Genomic DNA, 14,149 nt, shown 5'->3' with positions numbered 1-14,149 from the left:
TGAATATAAAATGGCTAAGTTTAGAGTTAATAAAATGCCTCATTAATCAACCTGGATTAGATGTTAATGTCAGAGGATTAAATGGAAAAACCCCACTACATTGCGCTATAGAGTTTGATGAATTAAGTATGGTAGATCTGTTACTCACGAAAAAGAACATTAATCCTTTTATAGAAGATAATGATGGTAAAACATCTCTTGATTACGCCAAAGAAGGGAAAAAAGCAGAAATATTACAAGCGCTAATTAATAACAAATACGGGTCAGAACAAGATAGCTTACTTCATTTGGCTGCAATGATAGGTGAAGTTAATGCAGTTAGATATTTGATAGGAAAAGGTATTGACGTTAATGTACGAAATGCTTTGCACCATACGCCATTACATCTAGCAGCAGGCATAGGACATGCAGAAGTTGTAAAGATTTTGATAAGAGAAGGAAAAGCTGAAATCGAGGTTTTTGATGCACGAAATCAGACACCGATGCACTATGCAGTTAACAACAAAAAATTGGAGATAGTAAAGTTATTACTGGAGCTAGGAGCAGATGTAAATAGCGCACGTGTAGGACAAAACTCGATGAAATTATCACCTGTTCATATAGCTGTAAGTAATACTAATTATGATGAAAGAGACTTATGTCTTGATATCCTCAAATGCTTAATAAAGGAGCCTAATGCTCAAGTAAATTTGCAGGACTACGAAAATAAAACACCACTACATTATGCTGAAAGACTGAAAACAATAGAAGTTTTACTAACGCGAGAAGATATAGACCCTCTGGTAAAAGACGATAGCGGCAAGACACCATTTGATTACGCTAAACCTGAGATAAAGAAGGCTTTGATGAGTAATAAATACGGTTCTGAAAAGAATAGTCTACTCCATTTAGCTGCACAAAGAGGAGAAATTGAGATTGTAGATGCAATTTTAAAAGAAGAAATCAATATTGATATTGTAAATAATAAAGGTCTATCACCAATTTATCTTGCTGCAGAAAAAAGGCATTTACATGTAGTAAAGTTATTGCTGAAAAAAGGAGCAAACTATACACCTGTTTTGCACTTAGCAATCAAGTCAAATAATTTAGAATTGCTAAAAACTTTATTTAAAGAAAAGAGCATCAAATTACCAGACGAGATAGGCAAGTCTGTACCAGTTTATTATAGGTGTATAGAACATAGAGATGCAAAAGTAAGAAAATACAACAATGTGATCTGTGTTTTTACCTCAGTAAGTGCAGTAGCAATAGCGGTATGTATAGGGTTAACAGCAACAACAATAAGCAATGCAATCATTTTTGCAACAATAACAGGGATATTTGCACTTATTATAGCAATAATGATAAGTGAGGTGAGCAAAAGATATATAGAAAACGAATTTCAGAAAAAGATGTTTATGGAACTGGAGGAGTGTAGTTCTACTGTTAATGACGTTGAGTTAGAACCAATTACTAGTAGATGCAGACAATGATATACGCTAGAGCTTTTTCTGAAGGTTTAAGACCAGATCCCCAGCTTAAAGTGTCAGAGTGGGCAAATGAGTATCGAGTTTTAGCACCAACTGCAGCATCAGAGCCAGGAAAATGGAGAACAGAGAGAACTCCTTATTTAAAAGAGATCATGGATTCACTTTCTCCGTCCTCACCAGCAGAAAAAGTAGTATTCATGAAAGGAGCGCAGATTGGGGGAACAGAAGCTGGCAACAATTGGATTGGCTATATCATCGATCAAACACCAGGTCCAATGCTGGTAGTACAGCCAACAGTTGAAATGGGAAAACGTTGGTCGAAGGGAAGATTTGCACCGTTAATAGAGAGTACACCATGTTTAAAAAGTAAAGTAAAAGACCCAAGGTCAAGAGATTCAGGGAATACTGTACAAAGTAAGGAGTTTCCAGGTGGAATAGTAGTAATAACTGGAGCGAATAGTAGTGTAGGACTGAGATCTATGCCAGTAAAATATCTCTTTCTTGATGAAATAGATGCCTACCCAGGAGATTCAGGAGGAGAAGGAGATCCAGTACTGCTCAGTATTGCTCGAACTAATACATTTGCAAGGCGAAAGATTTTTTTAGTATCGACACCAACGATTCATGGAATAAGCAGAATTGAGAAAGAATTTGAAGCAACAGATAAGAGATATTTTTTTGTTCCCTGTCCGTATTGTAATTACTATCAAGTTCTAAAATGGTCACAAATAAAATGGGAAAATAACGACTCAAGAACAGCACATTATGTCTGCACTGAATGTAGCGGCAAAATAGAAAATCATCAAAAGACAGAGATGCTAGAACGTGGAGAATGGAGAGCTACAGAGGCAAAAGAAGGGGAGAAAAAAGGATTTCATCTTTCAAGTCTTTATAGTCCAGTTGGCTGGTATAGTTGGCAACAAGCAGTAGAGGACTTTCTCCATGCAAAGGAAAGTGAACAATTACTGAAAGTTTGGATAAATACCACTTTAGGAGAAACTTGGGTAGATAAAGGAGAAGTACCAGACTGGAAGCAATTATTTAACAGGAGAGAATTTTTTCAGATTGGCACAGTACCAAAAGGCGAAGTAGTTCTCACAGCAGGAGTAGATGTCCAAAAAGATCGTCTAGAGGTGGAAGTTGTAGCATGGGGAAAAAGCCGCGAAAATTGGTCAATAGACTACCGAGTATTTGAAGGAGATACAGGAGGTGGGGAAGTATGGGGAAAGCTTTCAGAATTACTTAATCATCATTTTATCGGTGAAAATGGGCTTGAATATATAATAAGTATGATGGCGGTTGATGCTGGATATGCAACACAAGAAGTATACAATTGGGTAAGGAGTCATCAGGGGTCTGGGAAAGTAATGGCAGTCAAAGGTGTAAATAAAGCCCTAGTGCCACTGAGCAGCCCAAGTAGAGTAGATATAACAGTTGGTGGTCAAAAGCTAAAAAGAGGAATAAAGCTCTGGCCAGTAGGAGTATCGATATTAAAGTCAGAGCTTTTTCAGCTACTTAATATTTTAAAAGAAGAAGAGAAAGTGCCAGCAGGATATTGTCATTTTCCTGAGTATGCACCCGAATATTTTAAGCAGTTAACGGCAGAGCAATTAGTCAGTAAGGTAGTAAAAGGATACACCAAACAAGAGTGGCAAAAGGTAAGAGAAAGAAATGAAGTATTAGACTGTAGGATTTATGCAAGAGCAGCATCGATAGCACTGGGAATAGACAGATGGCCAGAGAGTAAGTGGAATAGTTTGAGTGGAAAAATGGAAAGTAAAAAGCCTAAAAAAGTGAGACAAAGTAAATGGTTGAATGAGAAGTAAAATGTACAATCAGGAATATTTAAGTCAAGTCGAAGAAGCGATAAAAAAACTGCAAAGCGGAGAAAGAGTTGTCTCAATTGCATATGGTGACCATGTTGTGCGGTACGGAGAAGTTCAAATAAATGATTTATTGAATTTAAGACAACGAATTAAGGCTGAGTTAAAAGTTGCAGGCATGAGGCCAAAGAGGAAAATTGTTTTTTCAACGAGTAAAGGAATTTTATAAATGCTGCTAAAAACCTTCAAGCAATTATTTAACAAACCAAAGATAAAAAGCTCAGCGTGGGATGCAGCAGGCTCAGGAAGAAGATTTTTTCACTTTCAACCAGAGTTAGGAAGTATAAACAATTTGCTGTCTCAAAGCCTTGAGCACTTGCGTAGCCGCTCTCGTGATATGGTGAGAAAAAATCCATATGCAGCAAATATTATTGATACAATAGTAAGTAACTCTATTGGAACAGGAATAAAGCCGCAATCAAAAGCAAGAGATGGAGAATTTCGAAAGAAGGTGCAAGAATTATGGCTAAAATGGACAGATGAAGCAGATAGCTGTGGAATAAGTGATTTTTATGGATTACAAGCTCTAGTATGCAGAAGTATGATAGAGGGAGGAGAATGTTTTGTACGTTTAAGAACGAGAAAGCTGGAAGATAGATTTTCTGTACCACTACAACTGCAAGTACTTGAGTCTGAACATTTAGACAATAAAACAAATCAAACTTTAGCAAATGGTAATGTAATAAGAAACGGGATTGAGTTTAACAAGCTTGGGCAAAGAGAAGCATATTACTTATTTAGAGAACATCCAGGCGAAGGCTCATTTGGAGAATCAGTAAGAGTACCAGCAAATGATGTTTTACATATTTATAGACCACTAAGACCTGGGCAAATCAGAGGTGAGCCTTGGCTTTCGAGTATACTGCTAAAGCTTTATGAGCTTGATCAATATGATGATGCAGAGCTGGTGAGAAAGAAAACTGCAGCGATGTTTGCAGGGTTTATTACAAGGCTCGATCCTGAAGCAAATATCATGGGAGAAGGTGAAGCAAGTGAGCAAGGAGTAGCACTATCTGGCCTAGAACCTGGAACAATGCAGCTTTTAGACCCAGGAGAAGACATCAAATTTTCGGAACCATCTGATGTTGGGGGAAGCTATGAAGCATTCATGAGACAGCAACTCAGGGCAATAGCAATAGGCATAGGAATAACATATGAGCAGCTAACAGGAGATTTAACCGGTGTTAATTATTCATCCATTCGAGCAGGGCTGATAGAGTTTCGCAGAAGGTGTTCAATGTTGCAGCATAACGTGATAGTGTTCCAGTTTTGTAGACCTATTTGGAATAGATGGCTAGAGTTAGCAGTACTTTCTGGAGAACTGAGTATAGATGAAAAAGTAGTAAAAGCAGCGAAAGAAGAAGTAAAATGGATACCACAGGGATTTGATTGGGTGGATCCGCTAAAAGATCAGCAAGCACAGCAAATGGCGGTAAGAAATGGCTTCAAGAGCCGCTCAGAAGTAGTATCAGAAATGGGTTACGATGTAGAAGAAATAGACCAAGAAATAGCAGAAGATCAAAAGCGAGCTAATTCTTTTGGACTTTGTTTCGATTCTGATGTTAATCATAAAAGGGAAGGAAGGTGATGTGGATAAATAAGCCAATAATGGTAGAGAGAAGAAGCTTTGAACTACTATCATTATATAACAGCAAACAACCTATCTTTAAGAATTTAAAGCATTTTCATATAAACCCAAAAGGAATAGCAATAATACGTATTTATGGAGTTTTGACTAAAAAAACAGAAGCTTTTGATCATATTTTAGACATGACTTCGTATGAAAATATTCATGAAGAGATAGAGAGTGCTTTAGAAGATAAAAGCATAGAGACGATTCTACTTGACATAGACAGTCCCGGAGGGGAAGTAAACGGTGTCTTTGACCTAGCTGATTTTATTTATGAATCAAGAGCAAAAAAGAGAATTATTGCAATAGCAAATGATGATGCATATTCTGCTGCGTACGCTATAGCCTCTAGCGCTGAAAAGGTATTTGTGAGTAGAACTTCAGGAGTAGGAAGTATTGGAGTAATAGCAAGTCACATAGATCAAAGTAGGTTTGATGAAAGGCAAGGTATTAAGTATACCACAATCTTTGCTGGTAGTCGAAAGAATGATTTAAACCCGCATGAGCCAATGACGTCTGAAAGTTTAGAAAGCTTACAAAAAGAAGTAGGCCGACTATATGAAATGTTTTTGCAGCTAATAGCGAGGAACAGAGGTCTTTCAATTGAAAAGATTCGATCAACAGAAGCAGGTCTATATTTTGGCAAGAAAGCAGTAGAAATAGGTGTTGCAGATGGAGTTACAACATTTTTTGAATTTATCAATAATCATAGGAGTGTTAGTATGACAACTAATGAGTTAACTGAGGAAGGCTACGAGAACTGTCGTAGAGAAATTTTAGAGATAATAAGATTATGTAATATATCAAAGATGCCAGAAAAGATAGGAGAATTTATAGAGCAAAGCGTAAGTGTTGAGCAAGCCAGGGAAGTGTTAATGGAACTACTAGCAGAGCGAACAATAAAAGATAAAATTTTCAGCACTTTACCACAAAATTCATCAGAAGATTTGATGATACAAGTAGCTAAAGCTAGAGCACAATCAAGTATTTAAAGTATTTTTATAACCGCCGGGTACAACAACTACAAACATGGCAGTAAACTAAAGGGAAAAAAAGGAGAAAAGAAAATATGACATGTATAACTGAACAAAATAATCTAGGTGACTTATTAAAGTATGAGGTATCAAGTCTATATTCAAGAGACCAAATAACTGTAGCGAAAGGTCAAAATATTAAACTTGGTACAGTAGTTGCCAAGAAGACAGATGATGGTTTTATTAGAGTGCTGAACCCCACTGGAACAGACGGTACGCAAACAGCAGTAGGAGTAATTACAACCGATATACATAGCAAAGATTCTGATATGAAAGGAGTAATTATTACTCGCAGTGCAATGCTAGCAGATCATGCAGTTGTGTGGCCAGCAAATATCACTGAAGAACAGAAAGCTGCAGCAATAAAGCAACTTGAAGCACGAGGGATCATTATCCGCAAGGGAGCTTAAAAAACTATTAAAAATACAAAAGGGGGAAAAGAAAAAATGCAAAATCCATTTACAAATACGGCATTTAGCATGACGGCACTAACAAATGCGATGAATATATTGCCGATAAATTATGGACGTGTTGAAAATTTAAACTTGTTTCCAAATAGGTCAGTAAGATTTAGACATATCACCATAGAAGAACATAATGGAGTTTTAAGCCTATTGCCAACACAAGTACCTGGAGCACCAGCAACAGTAGGAAAAAGAGGAAAAAGAAAGGTAAGAACATTTACAATTCCACATATTCCGCATGATGATGTAGTACTGCCAGAGGAAGTACAGGGAATAAGGGCATTTGGATCAGAAAGTGAACTGAAAGCGCTGGCAGACGTAATAACTGACCATTTACAGCTAATGAGAAACAAGCATGCAATAACGTTAGAGCATTTGCGAATGGGAGCGCTGAAAGGGATTATTCTAGACGCAGATGGCAGTGAATTATTAAATCTGTACAACGAATTTGAAATAACACCAAAAGTAGTAAATTTTGCGCTAGGAACAGCAACAACTGATGTAAAACGTAAGTGTCTGGAAGTATTGCGGCACGTAGAAGATAACCTAAGTGGTGAATATATGACCGGAATTCATGCTTTAGTAAGCCCTGAGTTTTTTGATGCACTTACTTCTCATACTAAAGTAAAAGAAGCATACGAGAGATGGCAAGAAGGAGCAGCATTAAGGAACGATATGAGATCAGGATTTACGTTCTGTGGAATAACGTTTGAGGAATATAGAGGGCAAGCAACTGATCCTGAAGGAACCGTAAGAAGATTTATAGAAAGAGATACAGGACACTGTTTTCCAGTAGGAACAGCGAGCACATTTACAACATATTTTGCACCAGCAGATTTTAATGAAACAGTAAATACACTAGGACAGCCACTCTATGCAAAACAAGAGCCAAGAAGATTTGATAGAGGGACTGATTTGCATACGCAGTCAAACCCTCTGCCAATGTGCCACCGTCCAGCAATACTAGTCAAGATCGTTGCAACATAGGTAGAGCAAATATAAAGCGGTGTGAGGCAGAAGAATGCTTTACCTCTTCTTAGCATATAAATGTTAGTATATAGCGGAGAAACGTGCAAGAGAATATTAAGAGATTATTTAAAGATTGTTTTGCCCATTTAGGAGAAGTGGCTTTATATAAATCAAAGGATAAGTCATATATGGTACAGGTATTAAAGCAACAGCCAGATAAATTATACGAGATTGGTGAAGGACAATTTGTGGGAGAGATGCTTTTTCTTGAGGTAAGCATTTTTGATATACTGAGGCCAATTGTAGGAGATATTTTTGTTATAGGTGATTGCAAATACAAAATACACACACCACCACTTAGAGATAAATCTGGAATGGTCTGGCGAATCGAAGCGTATGGGGTGTAAAATGTCTGTTCATATAGAAGTTGAGGTAATAGAAAGTGTAAATGCTAAAAGAAAAAAAATAGAATTAGCAATAGTGAGAGCGTTAAACAGAACAGCACTATGGCTAAAATTGAAGACAGCAAAAGAAATTAGTGAGGAAAAGAAGATAAAATTAAGTTTGATAAGAAAGAGATTAAGAATTTTTAAGGCGAAAACTAGCAGATTAGAAGTGTTAATTAGAGCAAATCTCTATGACATTAGAGCATCGACAATTGGCAAGATACAAAAAACAAGAAGAGGATCGAAAGTAGGAAAGCATGAGTTTATAGGAGGATTTGCAGCAGTTATGCCAAAAGGAAATAGCGGTATGTTTAAACGTAAAGGAAGGGCAGCATTGCCAATAAAGGAAGTTAAGTTGCCACTGAAACCTGAGGCTTCAAGGATAATAGGGAATCTTGTTAATTATGAAGTTGAAAAGGTATTTGAAAAATATTTTATACATTACATGAGTTAAATTATATGCATGACAAAGTTCTGGAAAGATTTACATCAAGCAATTTGCAGCACACTGAAGGAAGAAATACCGTCTATACAGACATGTGAAATTTATCCAGCAATAAGGAAAGAATTATTAGCGCCAGCGTTATTTGTAGAGCTTGTGAGTTTAGAATCGGGAAAAGATCCTGGAACAGAGGAATTAGCGCTGAAAGCAAGATTTGAAGCGAGAATTGTAGTTGATGGAACAGTCGAGTATTCCTCGTTAGTTGTAAGGTCATTAGCAGCAGAAGTAGCAAGAGTAGTAAATAAAAATACTTGGAACGTGAAAAATGTTTCACCAGGAGAATTTATATCAGGAGGAGGAGATGATTTTAGGCCAGAGCTCGATGCATATTTAGTGTGGTTGGTTGAATGGGTTCACTATCTGCATTTTGAAGAATCAGTCTGGTTAGAGGGGAAAATTAAGCCACATAAAATAGCAGTGGGAGAAATGCATGTTGGAAAATAATTTTGCCATTGCAGAGTTACAGAGAAAAGTAGCGAATATTATTCGTATCGGAATTATTAAAGAAATAGATTATGAAAAAGCAAAAGTAAGAGTGAAAATAGGAGAATTTTTAACAGATTATCTGCCATGGGTAACGAGCAAAGCAGGAAAAGATAGAGATTGGTCTCCACCAGATATCGGTGAACAGGTTATGATATTTTCTCCTTTTGGTGAATTATCATTAGGAGTGGTATTAGGAGGAATATATCAGGAAAAATACCCTGCACCAGAGAATAAAAAAGAAATAAATAGTATAAAATTTCAAGATGGAACAAGATTGTTATATGATAAAGGGAAGCATCATTTAGAGATTGAAGTAGTGGACAAAATAACACTGAAGGCTGGGAAATCAAGTATAGAAATGACAAAAAGTGGAATAAAACTGAAAGCAGAAAGGATTGACTTAAATTGAACAAAGGAATAGTAAGGTTAGGAGACTATTGTGGAGAAGCTATACCACATTTCTGCATTAGCGGAAGTAATAATGTTTTTGTAAACGGTAAGTCAATATGTAGACAAGGAGACAGTTTTAGTGAAGGAAAAGTAATGATTCAAGTATCAAAAACAGTGTTTGCAAATGGTCTTAGTGTAGGAAGAGTAGGAGATATAGTTTCATGTGGGTTTAAAGTAATAAAAGGCAGTGAAAGCGTCTTTGCAAAATAGAAATGAAGGGTATGGATGGTAAAACAGGAAAAACATTAGAAGGAATAGAGCACTTAAAGCAATCGATAATTGATATACTGACCACTCCTATTAACAGTAGAATAATGAGGAGAGATTATGGGTCAAGATTATTTGAATTAGTGGATAAACCAATTAGTAGAGATTTTACTTTGGAGATCTATGCAGCAACAGCAGAAGCACTGGGGAAATTTGAGAAGAGATTTAAGTTAGAAAAAGTAAAAATTACAGAAGTAAAAGAAGGAAAAGTGATTCTTGTACTTCAAGGTATTTATCTTCCAGAAGGCAAATTCATAGATATTAGAGGAATAGTTGTTTAGAAATGCAGACACCTAATATTATTGAAAAGCTGAGTTATGAAGAAATCTTTTCGAGAATGAAGGAAGAATTGGTCCGTAGAGATGAAACCTTTTCAGCATTAGTTGAAAGTGATCCAGCGGTAAAGATTATGGAGGTAGCAGCATGGAGAGAACTTTTGCTCAGAGAAAGAATAAATGAAGCAGTAGAGAGTAATTTACTGAAATTTGCAGTAGGAGAAGATCTTGATAATTTGGCTGAGTTTTACGGAGTGGAGAGGCAGAAAGAAGAAGAGGATGAAAGATTTAGAAAGAAGGTAAAAGCAAAAATAAAAGGCTGGAGCACATGTGGGAGCAAGGAGTATTATAGGTATCATGCACTGTCAGCAGATAGTAGAGTAAAAGATGCATTAGTAGAATCAACTATACCAGGGAAAGTACAAATTTCAATCTTATCAACACAATTATCCACAACTGGCATAGCGTTAGAAGAGCTACTAGAAATTGTAAAAAAGCAGGTTACTAGAGATGATATAAGGGTTTTAACAGATACAGTAACAGTAATTGGCTGCAATATTATGGAAATAGATATCCACAGCAGAATGAGCATAAGTCCTGTAATATCGAAGGAGGAAATCAAGAAGCAGTTTATTGAGAAGTTTGAATTAGCAAAAAGATTAGGGTGGAGTGTAACAAGATCGTGGATAATAGCGAATCTATTTGTAGATGGTGTAGAAAATGTGGAATTAATAGAGCCAAAAGAGGATGTTGTGGTACTGGGGAATGAGTGTGCAAATTTGCGAAATTTAAAATGCTATTGCCACTAAACGCAACAAAACAAGAAAAAGCATTGGTAGATGCGATAGATTATAAAGTAGATCCAAACTGTATCAGAGGATTTAAGTTTAGTCTTAAAGAAGAAACATTGCCGTGGATAATAGAAGAATATGGTTTAGAAGAGATACTGCGTTGGGTAAAAGATAGAAGAAAAGCCGTAGTAGAAGGAGTAAAATTTCAAAGACTACGTGGAACCCCAGCATCACTCAAAATAGCACTAAAGTGGGCAAATATAGAAGATATTACAATTATTGAAGAGCCACCCGGTAAACACTTTTTTGAGTTGCAAGTAGGGATAAAAGAGGTACCAAATGACTTCTTCGTAGATGCAGTAGTAGAGCTGGCAAAACTATCACTGCCTGTAAGATCCAGATTAATGAGGATTTTTAACGATTATTATAATGTGCAGAGATTTATATTGGATGAGAGTTTATTTGGAGATCTTCTTTCTGATTATTCAGGGGTAAAAATAGAAAAAGATGGACCAGTGTTATCGTTTGGAAGAGTAAATTTTTTCAGGTCTAGTGGTCCAGTTATTAGGATTATAGAAAACTATCTACGCGATCATTATGAACGAGCTTTAAGCAATGATATATATCGCCTAGATGTAGCAATCCTTGGAGAAACCGAGCCTCACACAAGGGATTATAAAGGCATCTATGAAAGAGATCATTTGTGGTACAACTTAAAAGCACTATATCCATTACCACAGAGTTTATTACCATCGATTAAATTTGCAAAAGCGCAGATTGTACTGTCAGATAGCTGGAAATTAGGAGAAATAAATAGCTGTTTTCCGGTTGGTAGAATAGAAGAAGAAGGAAATAAATTTGTATTGGGAAACGATAAACTTTCAGGGCAACATTGGAGTTTAAAACACAAGCCAATTTTAGAAAGGTTTAGCATTACTCACAACTACAAAGTAGAAAATTATACAGATCAGAAGGTCACAAAATATGTTTTAGCAGAGCACAATATTCATTTTGAAAGTGAATTAGATTCAGAGCAAAAAGACTCAATACACGAATTAGAAAATTACATTTTAGTGTTTTACCCAGGAGTACTGAAGTGGCACGAACATCGACATTTGCACAGAAGTTGGAAAAATAGTCAAGTAATATCTATAATAAGTTAAGTACTTATATTTATATCCTCATATATTATATTAATAATAGGTTAAAATATATGAAATAAAAAGAAAAAGACTTGCTTTCTTATGCTAAAACGGACATGACTTGAATAGCGGCAGGTAAATATAAGAAATTTGTCTGGCGCTAGAAAAGCTAATTTTGTGAGGTATGCAATGGGGTTCAACGAAGAAAAGAGAGAATCTTTTAGTAAGTTTTTTAAAGAAGTATCAAGTAACGGGTTTGAAAACATTAATAAAAGAAATGAAGAAGGAGAGACGATATTACACCAAGCAGTGGAAATCTCTGATTACAAAACAGTAAGGTTATTAATAAATAAGGGAGCAAATGTGAATGCAAGAGATAAAAAGGGTTATGCACCACTGCACTGCGCAGTATTTGCGAGAAGTTTAGAAAATGTAAAAGTGCTGATCAGGGGAGGAGGAGAAGTAAATGCTACTCAATATATCAACGGATGTACGCCACTGCACTCTGCATGTAGGCTAGGGGCAGGAATTGCAATAATAAAAGAGCTAGTAAAAGCAGGAGCTGCAGTTAATCAACTGGATAAATATGGTGCAACACCAATGTACTATATCTGGGAAAGTGAAAGGTATGGCCTATGGGATAATGGAGAGAATGAAAAGGCGAGGAAATTTCTGGGAAAGCAAGGCGGAATAACAAAAAGTAGAGAACTGACGTGCTATGGAATAGAGAGGCTAGTGGGAGAAATAGCAGACATGTTGAATAGGAGTTATTTGCCTGAGTTAAAAATAATAGAGATAGGAGAAATAAGGAAGAAAGATAAGTCACTAATAAAGGAAGAATGTAAAAATTTAGCAAGCAAAATAATGAGCCAAGTGAACGAAATGATAGATGAGGTGGTGGAGGCAGACTTAAGCAAGATGTGGTGAGGAGGGAGCTCAAAAAGATGAGCAAAGAGTTTGGTTGCGAAAATTTCAAAGGGAAAGTGAGGTATTTTATGTCAAGGAAAGAAGCAAGGAATGTTTTTGATAGGTTATTGAAAGCATTATCAGAAAACAGGTTTCAACAAATAAATGAAAAAGACGCAGCAGGTTGCACAATATTGCACCGAGCAGCACAGGTGTCAGAGCCAGAAGTAATAAAGTTATTAATAGAAAAAGGTGCAGGTACAAACGATAGAAACAATAGAGGCGAGACACCGTTGCACCTAGCAGCGTTTTTAGGAAGAAGAAAAAATGTGAAAGTGCTGATAGAAGGAGGAGCTACAGTAAATGCAAAATCAAACAATAAAGCAGTACCACTACACTTAGCCTGTTTAGCAAGAAGAATAGGAACAATAGAAGAGCTGATAAATGCAGGAGGAGATCTTGATACAGTAGATAAATTTGGATGTAGCCCACTAAACTATGCAAAAATTTACACGAAAGTGACAAGTTATCTAGAAAAGAAGGGAGTGAATATGAGAGATGTAGAAGTGATGTATGGAGAAGCAAACAAGGCAATAGAGGAGGTAATGGAGAAACGAGACTGAAAAAATGAAGTCACTTAGAAAAGGAGGTATTGTTTAACAGGTTAAATAGATAGACATACATCTTAATATATTATATTAATATTCGAAAAAATGTGTAAATTTAGCAAAAAAAACTTGCTTTTTATGCCAAAACAGCCCTAAGTGAAAAAGTAGCTAGTAAACAAACAAGATTTGCTAAGCACTAAAGTGAGCCAAATTGGAGGCACTTTATATTACATTAATAGCTGAGGAAAGTTATGGTAAAATTTAGTAAAAAAGAAAGAGAAGAGTTTAATAAGGCGTGGAAAGAGGTATTAGATAACTCAATAGAAAATATTAATAAAAAAGACACAAAAGGAAGGACGATATTACATTACGCAGTAGGAATGCCAGATACAAAAAAAGTGAGGTTATTAATCAAAAAGGGAGCAGATGTAGATGCAGCAGATGCCGGGAAATATAGACCACTGCACTTAGCAGTCATGGGACAACGTGTAGAAAATACAAAAGAGCTGATAAAGGCAGGAGCCGATGTAAACGCAGTGGAACGAAGTAGCAAATTTGCTGCGTTACACCTTGCCTGCATGGTAAGTGAGATAAAAATAGTAGAAGAACTAGTAAAAGCCGGAGCGAATATAGAGCAAAAGGATAAATTTGGCAAAACAGCAATGTATTATACGAGAAAAAATAAAGAGATAATAGAAGTGTTAGAGAACGTAAAAATGGCAAATAAACAGAGGGAGTTCATAGAAAAAATAAAAACCGTATCGGAAAGTACGGCAGCAGGTGTAAAAGAAGAGCTTGTGGATGGGAAAGTGCTATAGCGTTTAAAA

18 protein-coding genes are annotated in these 14,149 nt (G+C 36.2%); all 18 read left to right on the top strand.

Features of this window, described 5'->3' with window-relative positions; genetic code table 11:
• Positions 1-5: 5 nt before the first annotated feature.
• The 18 genes from ABWU23_RS00280 to ABWU23_RS00195 all read left to right on the top strand — a co-directional run bounded on the left by ABWU23_RS00280 (position 6) and on the right by ABWU23_RS00195 (position 14,140).
• The gene (locus ABWU23_RS00280) at positions 6-1,472 is read left to right on the top strand and encodes an ankyrin repeat domain-containing protein (RefSeq protein ID WP_410530049.1); all 1,467 of its coding nucleotides are present in this window, start codon (positions 6-8) and stop codon (positions 1,470-1,472) included.
• Complete coding sequence (locus ABWU23_RS00275) at positions 1,469-3,295, top strand: phage terminase large subunit family protein (RefSeq protein ID WP_353270594.1); 1,827 nt, start codon at positions 1,469-1,471, stop codon at positions 3,293-3,295. The genes ABWU23_RS00280 and ABWU23_RS00275 overlap by 4 nt, the downstream gene beginning before the upstream one ends.
• Position 3,296: 1 nt before the next feature.
• Positions 3,297-3,521, top strand: a complete 225-nt coding sequence (locus ABWU23_RS00270; protein ID WP_353271023.1) for a gpW family head-tail joining protein — start codon at positions 3,297-3,299, stop codon at positions 3,519-3,521.
• Positions 3,522-4,940: a phage portal protein gene (locus tag ABWU23_RS00265; protein WP_353270593.1), complete on the top strand. Its 1,419-nt coding sequence runs from the start codon at positions 3,522-3,524 to the stop codon at positions 4,938-4,940.
• Positions 4,940-5,974 carry a S49 family peptidase gene (locus ABWU23_RS00260; protein WP_353270592.1) on the top strand — a complete coding sequence of 345 codons (1,035 nt, stop codon included), beginning with the start codon at positions 4,940-4,942 and terminating at the stop codon, positions 5,972-5,974. Before ABWU23_RS00265 ends, ABWU23_RS00260 begins: the two co-directional genes overlap by 1 nt.
• A gap of 77 nt (positions 5,975-6,051) precedes the next feature.
• The gene (locus ABWU23_RS00255; RefSeq protein WP_353270591.1) at positions 6,052-6,426 is read left to right on the top strand and encodes a head decoration protein; all 375 of its coding nucleotides are present in this window, start codon (positions 6,052-6,054) and stop codon (positions 6,424-6,426) included.
• 36 nt (positions 6,427-6,462) lie between these two features.
• Positions 6,463-7,467, top strand: a complete 1,005-nt coding sequence (locus ABWU23_RS00250) for a major capsid protein (protein WP_353270590.1) — start codon at positions 6,463-6,465, stop codon at positions 7,465-7,467.
• A gap of 83 nt (positions 7,468-7,550) precedes the next feature.
• Positions 7,551-7,856: a hypothetical protein gene (locus tag ABWU23_RS00245; RefSeq protein WP_052265018.1), complete on the top strand. Its 306-nt coding sequence runs from the start codon at positions 7,551-7,553 to the stop codon at positions 7,854-7,856.
• 1 nt (position 7,857) lies between these two features.
• Positions 7,858-8,349: a phage tail protein gene (locus ABWU23_RS00240; protein WP_353270589.1), complete on the top strand. Its 492-nt coding sequence runs from the start codon at positions 7,858-7,860 to the stop codon at positions 8,347-8,349.
• 9 nt (positions 8,350-8,358) lie between these two features.
• Entirely contained in the window at positions 8,359-8,841 is a 483-nt protein-coding gene (locus ABWU23_RS00235; RefSeq protein ID WP_353270588.1) for a hypothetical protein, read from the top strand.
• Positions 8,828-9,292 (top strand): phage baseplate assembly protein V, encoded by a 465-nt coding sequence (locus ABWU23_RS00230; RefSeq protein WP_264328558.1) that lies wholly within the window; start codon positions 8,828-8,830, stop codon positions 9,290-9,292. The genes ABWU23_RS00235 and ABWU23_RS00230 overlap by 14 nt, the downstream gene beginning before the upstream one ends.
• Positions 9,289-9,543 (top strand): PAAR domain-containing protein, encoded by a 255-nt coding sequence (locus tag ABWU23_RS00225; protein ID WP_250295033.1) that lies wholly within the window; start codon positions 9,289-9,291, stop codon positions 9,541-9,543. The genes ABWU23_RS00230 and ABWU23_RS00225 overlap by 4 nt, the downstream gene beginning before the upstream one ends.
• 2 nt (positions 9,544-9,545) lie before the next feature.
• Complete coding sequence (locus ABWU23_RS00220; protein ID WP_264328559.1) at positions 9,546-9,881, top strand: GPW/gp25 family protein; 336 nt, start codon at positions 9,546-9,548, stop codon at positions 9,879-9,881.
• Between the two features lie 2 nt (positions 9,882-9,883).
• Positions 9,884-10,684, top strand: coding sequence for a baseplate J/gp47 family protein (locus ABWU23_RS00215; RefSeq protein WP_353270587.1), 801 nt, complete (start codon positions 9,884-9,886; stop codon positions 10,682-10,684).
• Positions 10,669-11,829 (top strand): phage tail protein, encoded by a 1,161-nt coding sequence (locus ABWU23_RS00210; RefSeq protein WP_353270586.1) that lies wholly within the window; start codon positions 10,669-10,671, stop codon positions 11,827-11,829. Before ABWU23_RS00215 ends, ABWU23_RS00210 begins: the two co-directional genes overlap by 16 nt.
• Positions 11,830-11,997: 168 nt before the next feature.
• Positions 11,998-12,735, top strand: coding sequence for an ankyrin repeat domain-containing protein (locus ABWU23_RS00205; protein WP_264328563.1), 738 nt, complete (start codon positions 11,998-12,000; stop codon positions 12,733-12,735).
• Positions 12,736-12,803: 68 nt separating this feature from the next.
• Complete coding sequence (locus ABWU23_RS00200; RefSeq protein WP_353270585.1) at positions 12,804-13,337, top strand: ankyrin repeat domain-containing protein; 534 nt, start codon at positions 12,804-12,806, stop codon at positions 13,335-13,337.
• A 236-nt stretch (positions 13,338-13,573) separates the two neighbouring features.
• Complete coding sequence (locus ABWU23_RS00195) at positions 13,574-14,140, top strand: ankyrin repeat domain-containing protein (protein ID WP_353270584.1); 567 nt, start codon at positions 13,574-13,576, stop codon at positions 14,138-14,140.
• Positions 14,141-14,149: the final 9 nt, after the last annotated feature.

Source organism: Wolbachia endosymbiont (group A) of Hedychridium roseum (assembly GCF_964028325.1).
Taxonomy (GTDB): Bacteria; Pseudomonadota; Alphaproteobacteria; order Rickettsiales; family Anaplasmataceae; genus Wolbachia.
This window is presented reverse-complemented; position numbering and strand designations above follow the sequence as displayed.

Bases quoted from the DNA above. Each gene is read 5' to 3' on its own strand.
- ABWU23_RS00275 (WP_353270594.1), top strand. From the start codon at position 1,469: ATGATATACGCTAGAGCTTTTTCTGAAGGTTTAAGACCAGATCCCCAG.
- ABWU23_RS00270 (WP_353271023.1), top strand. From the start codon at position 3,297: ATGTACAATCAGGAATATTTAAGTCAAGTCGAAGAAGCGATAAAAAAA.
- ABWU23_RS00265 (WP_353270593.1), top strand. From the start codon at position 3,522: ATGCTGCTAAAAACCTTCAAGCAATTATTTAACAAACCAAAGATAAAA.
- ABWU23_RS00260 (WP_353270592.1), top strand. From the start codon at position 4,940: ATGTGGATAAATAAGCCAATAATGGTAGAGAGAAGAAGCTTTGAACTA.
- ABWU23_RS00255 (WP_353270591.1), top strand. From the start codon at position 6,052: ATGACATGTATAACTGAACAAAATAATCTAGGTGACTTATTAAAGTAT.
- ABWU23_RS00250 (WP_353270590.1), top strand. From the start codon at position 6,463: ATGCAAAATCCATTTACAAATACGGCATTTAGCATGACGGCACTAACA.
- ABWU23_RS00240 (WP_353270589.1), top strand. From the start codon at position 7,858: ATGTCTGTTCATATAGAAGTTGAGGTAATAGAAAGTGTAAATGCTAAA.
- ABWU23_RS00235 (WP_353270588.1), top strand. From the start codon at position 8,359: ATGACAAAGTTCTGGAAAGATTTACATCAAGCAATTTGCAGCACACTG.
- ABWU23_RS00230 (WP_264328558.1), top strand. From the start codon at position 8,828: ATGTTGGAAAATAATTTTGCCATTGCAGAGTTACAGAGAAAAGTAGCG.
- ABWU23_RS00220 (WP_264328559.1), top strand. From the start codon at position 9,546: ATGAAGGGTATGGATGGTAAAACAGGAAAAACATTAGAAGGAATAGAG.
- ABWU23_RS00215 (WP_353270587.1), top strand. From the start codon at position 9,884: ATGCAGACACCTAATATTATTGAAAAGCTGAGTTATGAAGAAATCTTT.
- ABWU23_RS00210 (WP_353270586.1), top strand. From the start codon at position 10,669: ATGCTATTGCCACTAAACGCAACAAAACAAGAAAAAGCATTGGTAGAT.
- ABWU23_RS00205 (WP_264328563.1), top strand. From the start codon at position 11,998: ATGGGGTTCAACGAAGAAAAGAGAGAATCTTTTAGTAAGTTTTTTAAA.
- ABWU23_RS00200 (WP_353270585.1), top strand. From the start codon at position 12,804: ATGTCAAGGAAAGAAGCAAGGAATGTTTTTGATAGGTTATTGAAAGCA.
- ABWU23_RS00195 (WP_353270584.1), top strand. From the start codon at position 13,574: ATGGTAAAATTTAGTAAAAAAGAAAGAGAAGAGTTTAATAAGGCGTGG.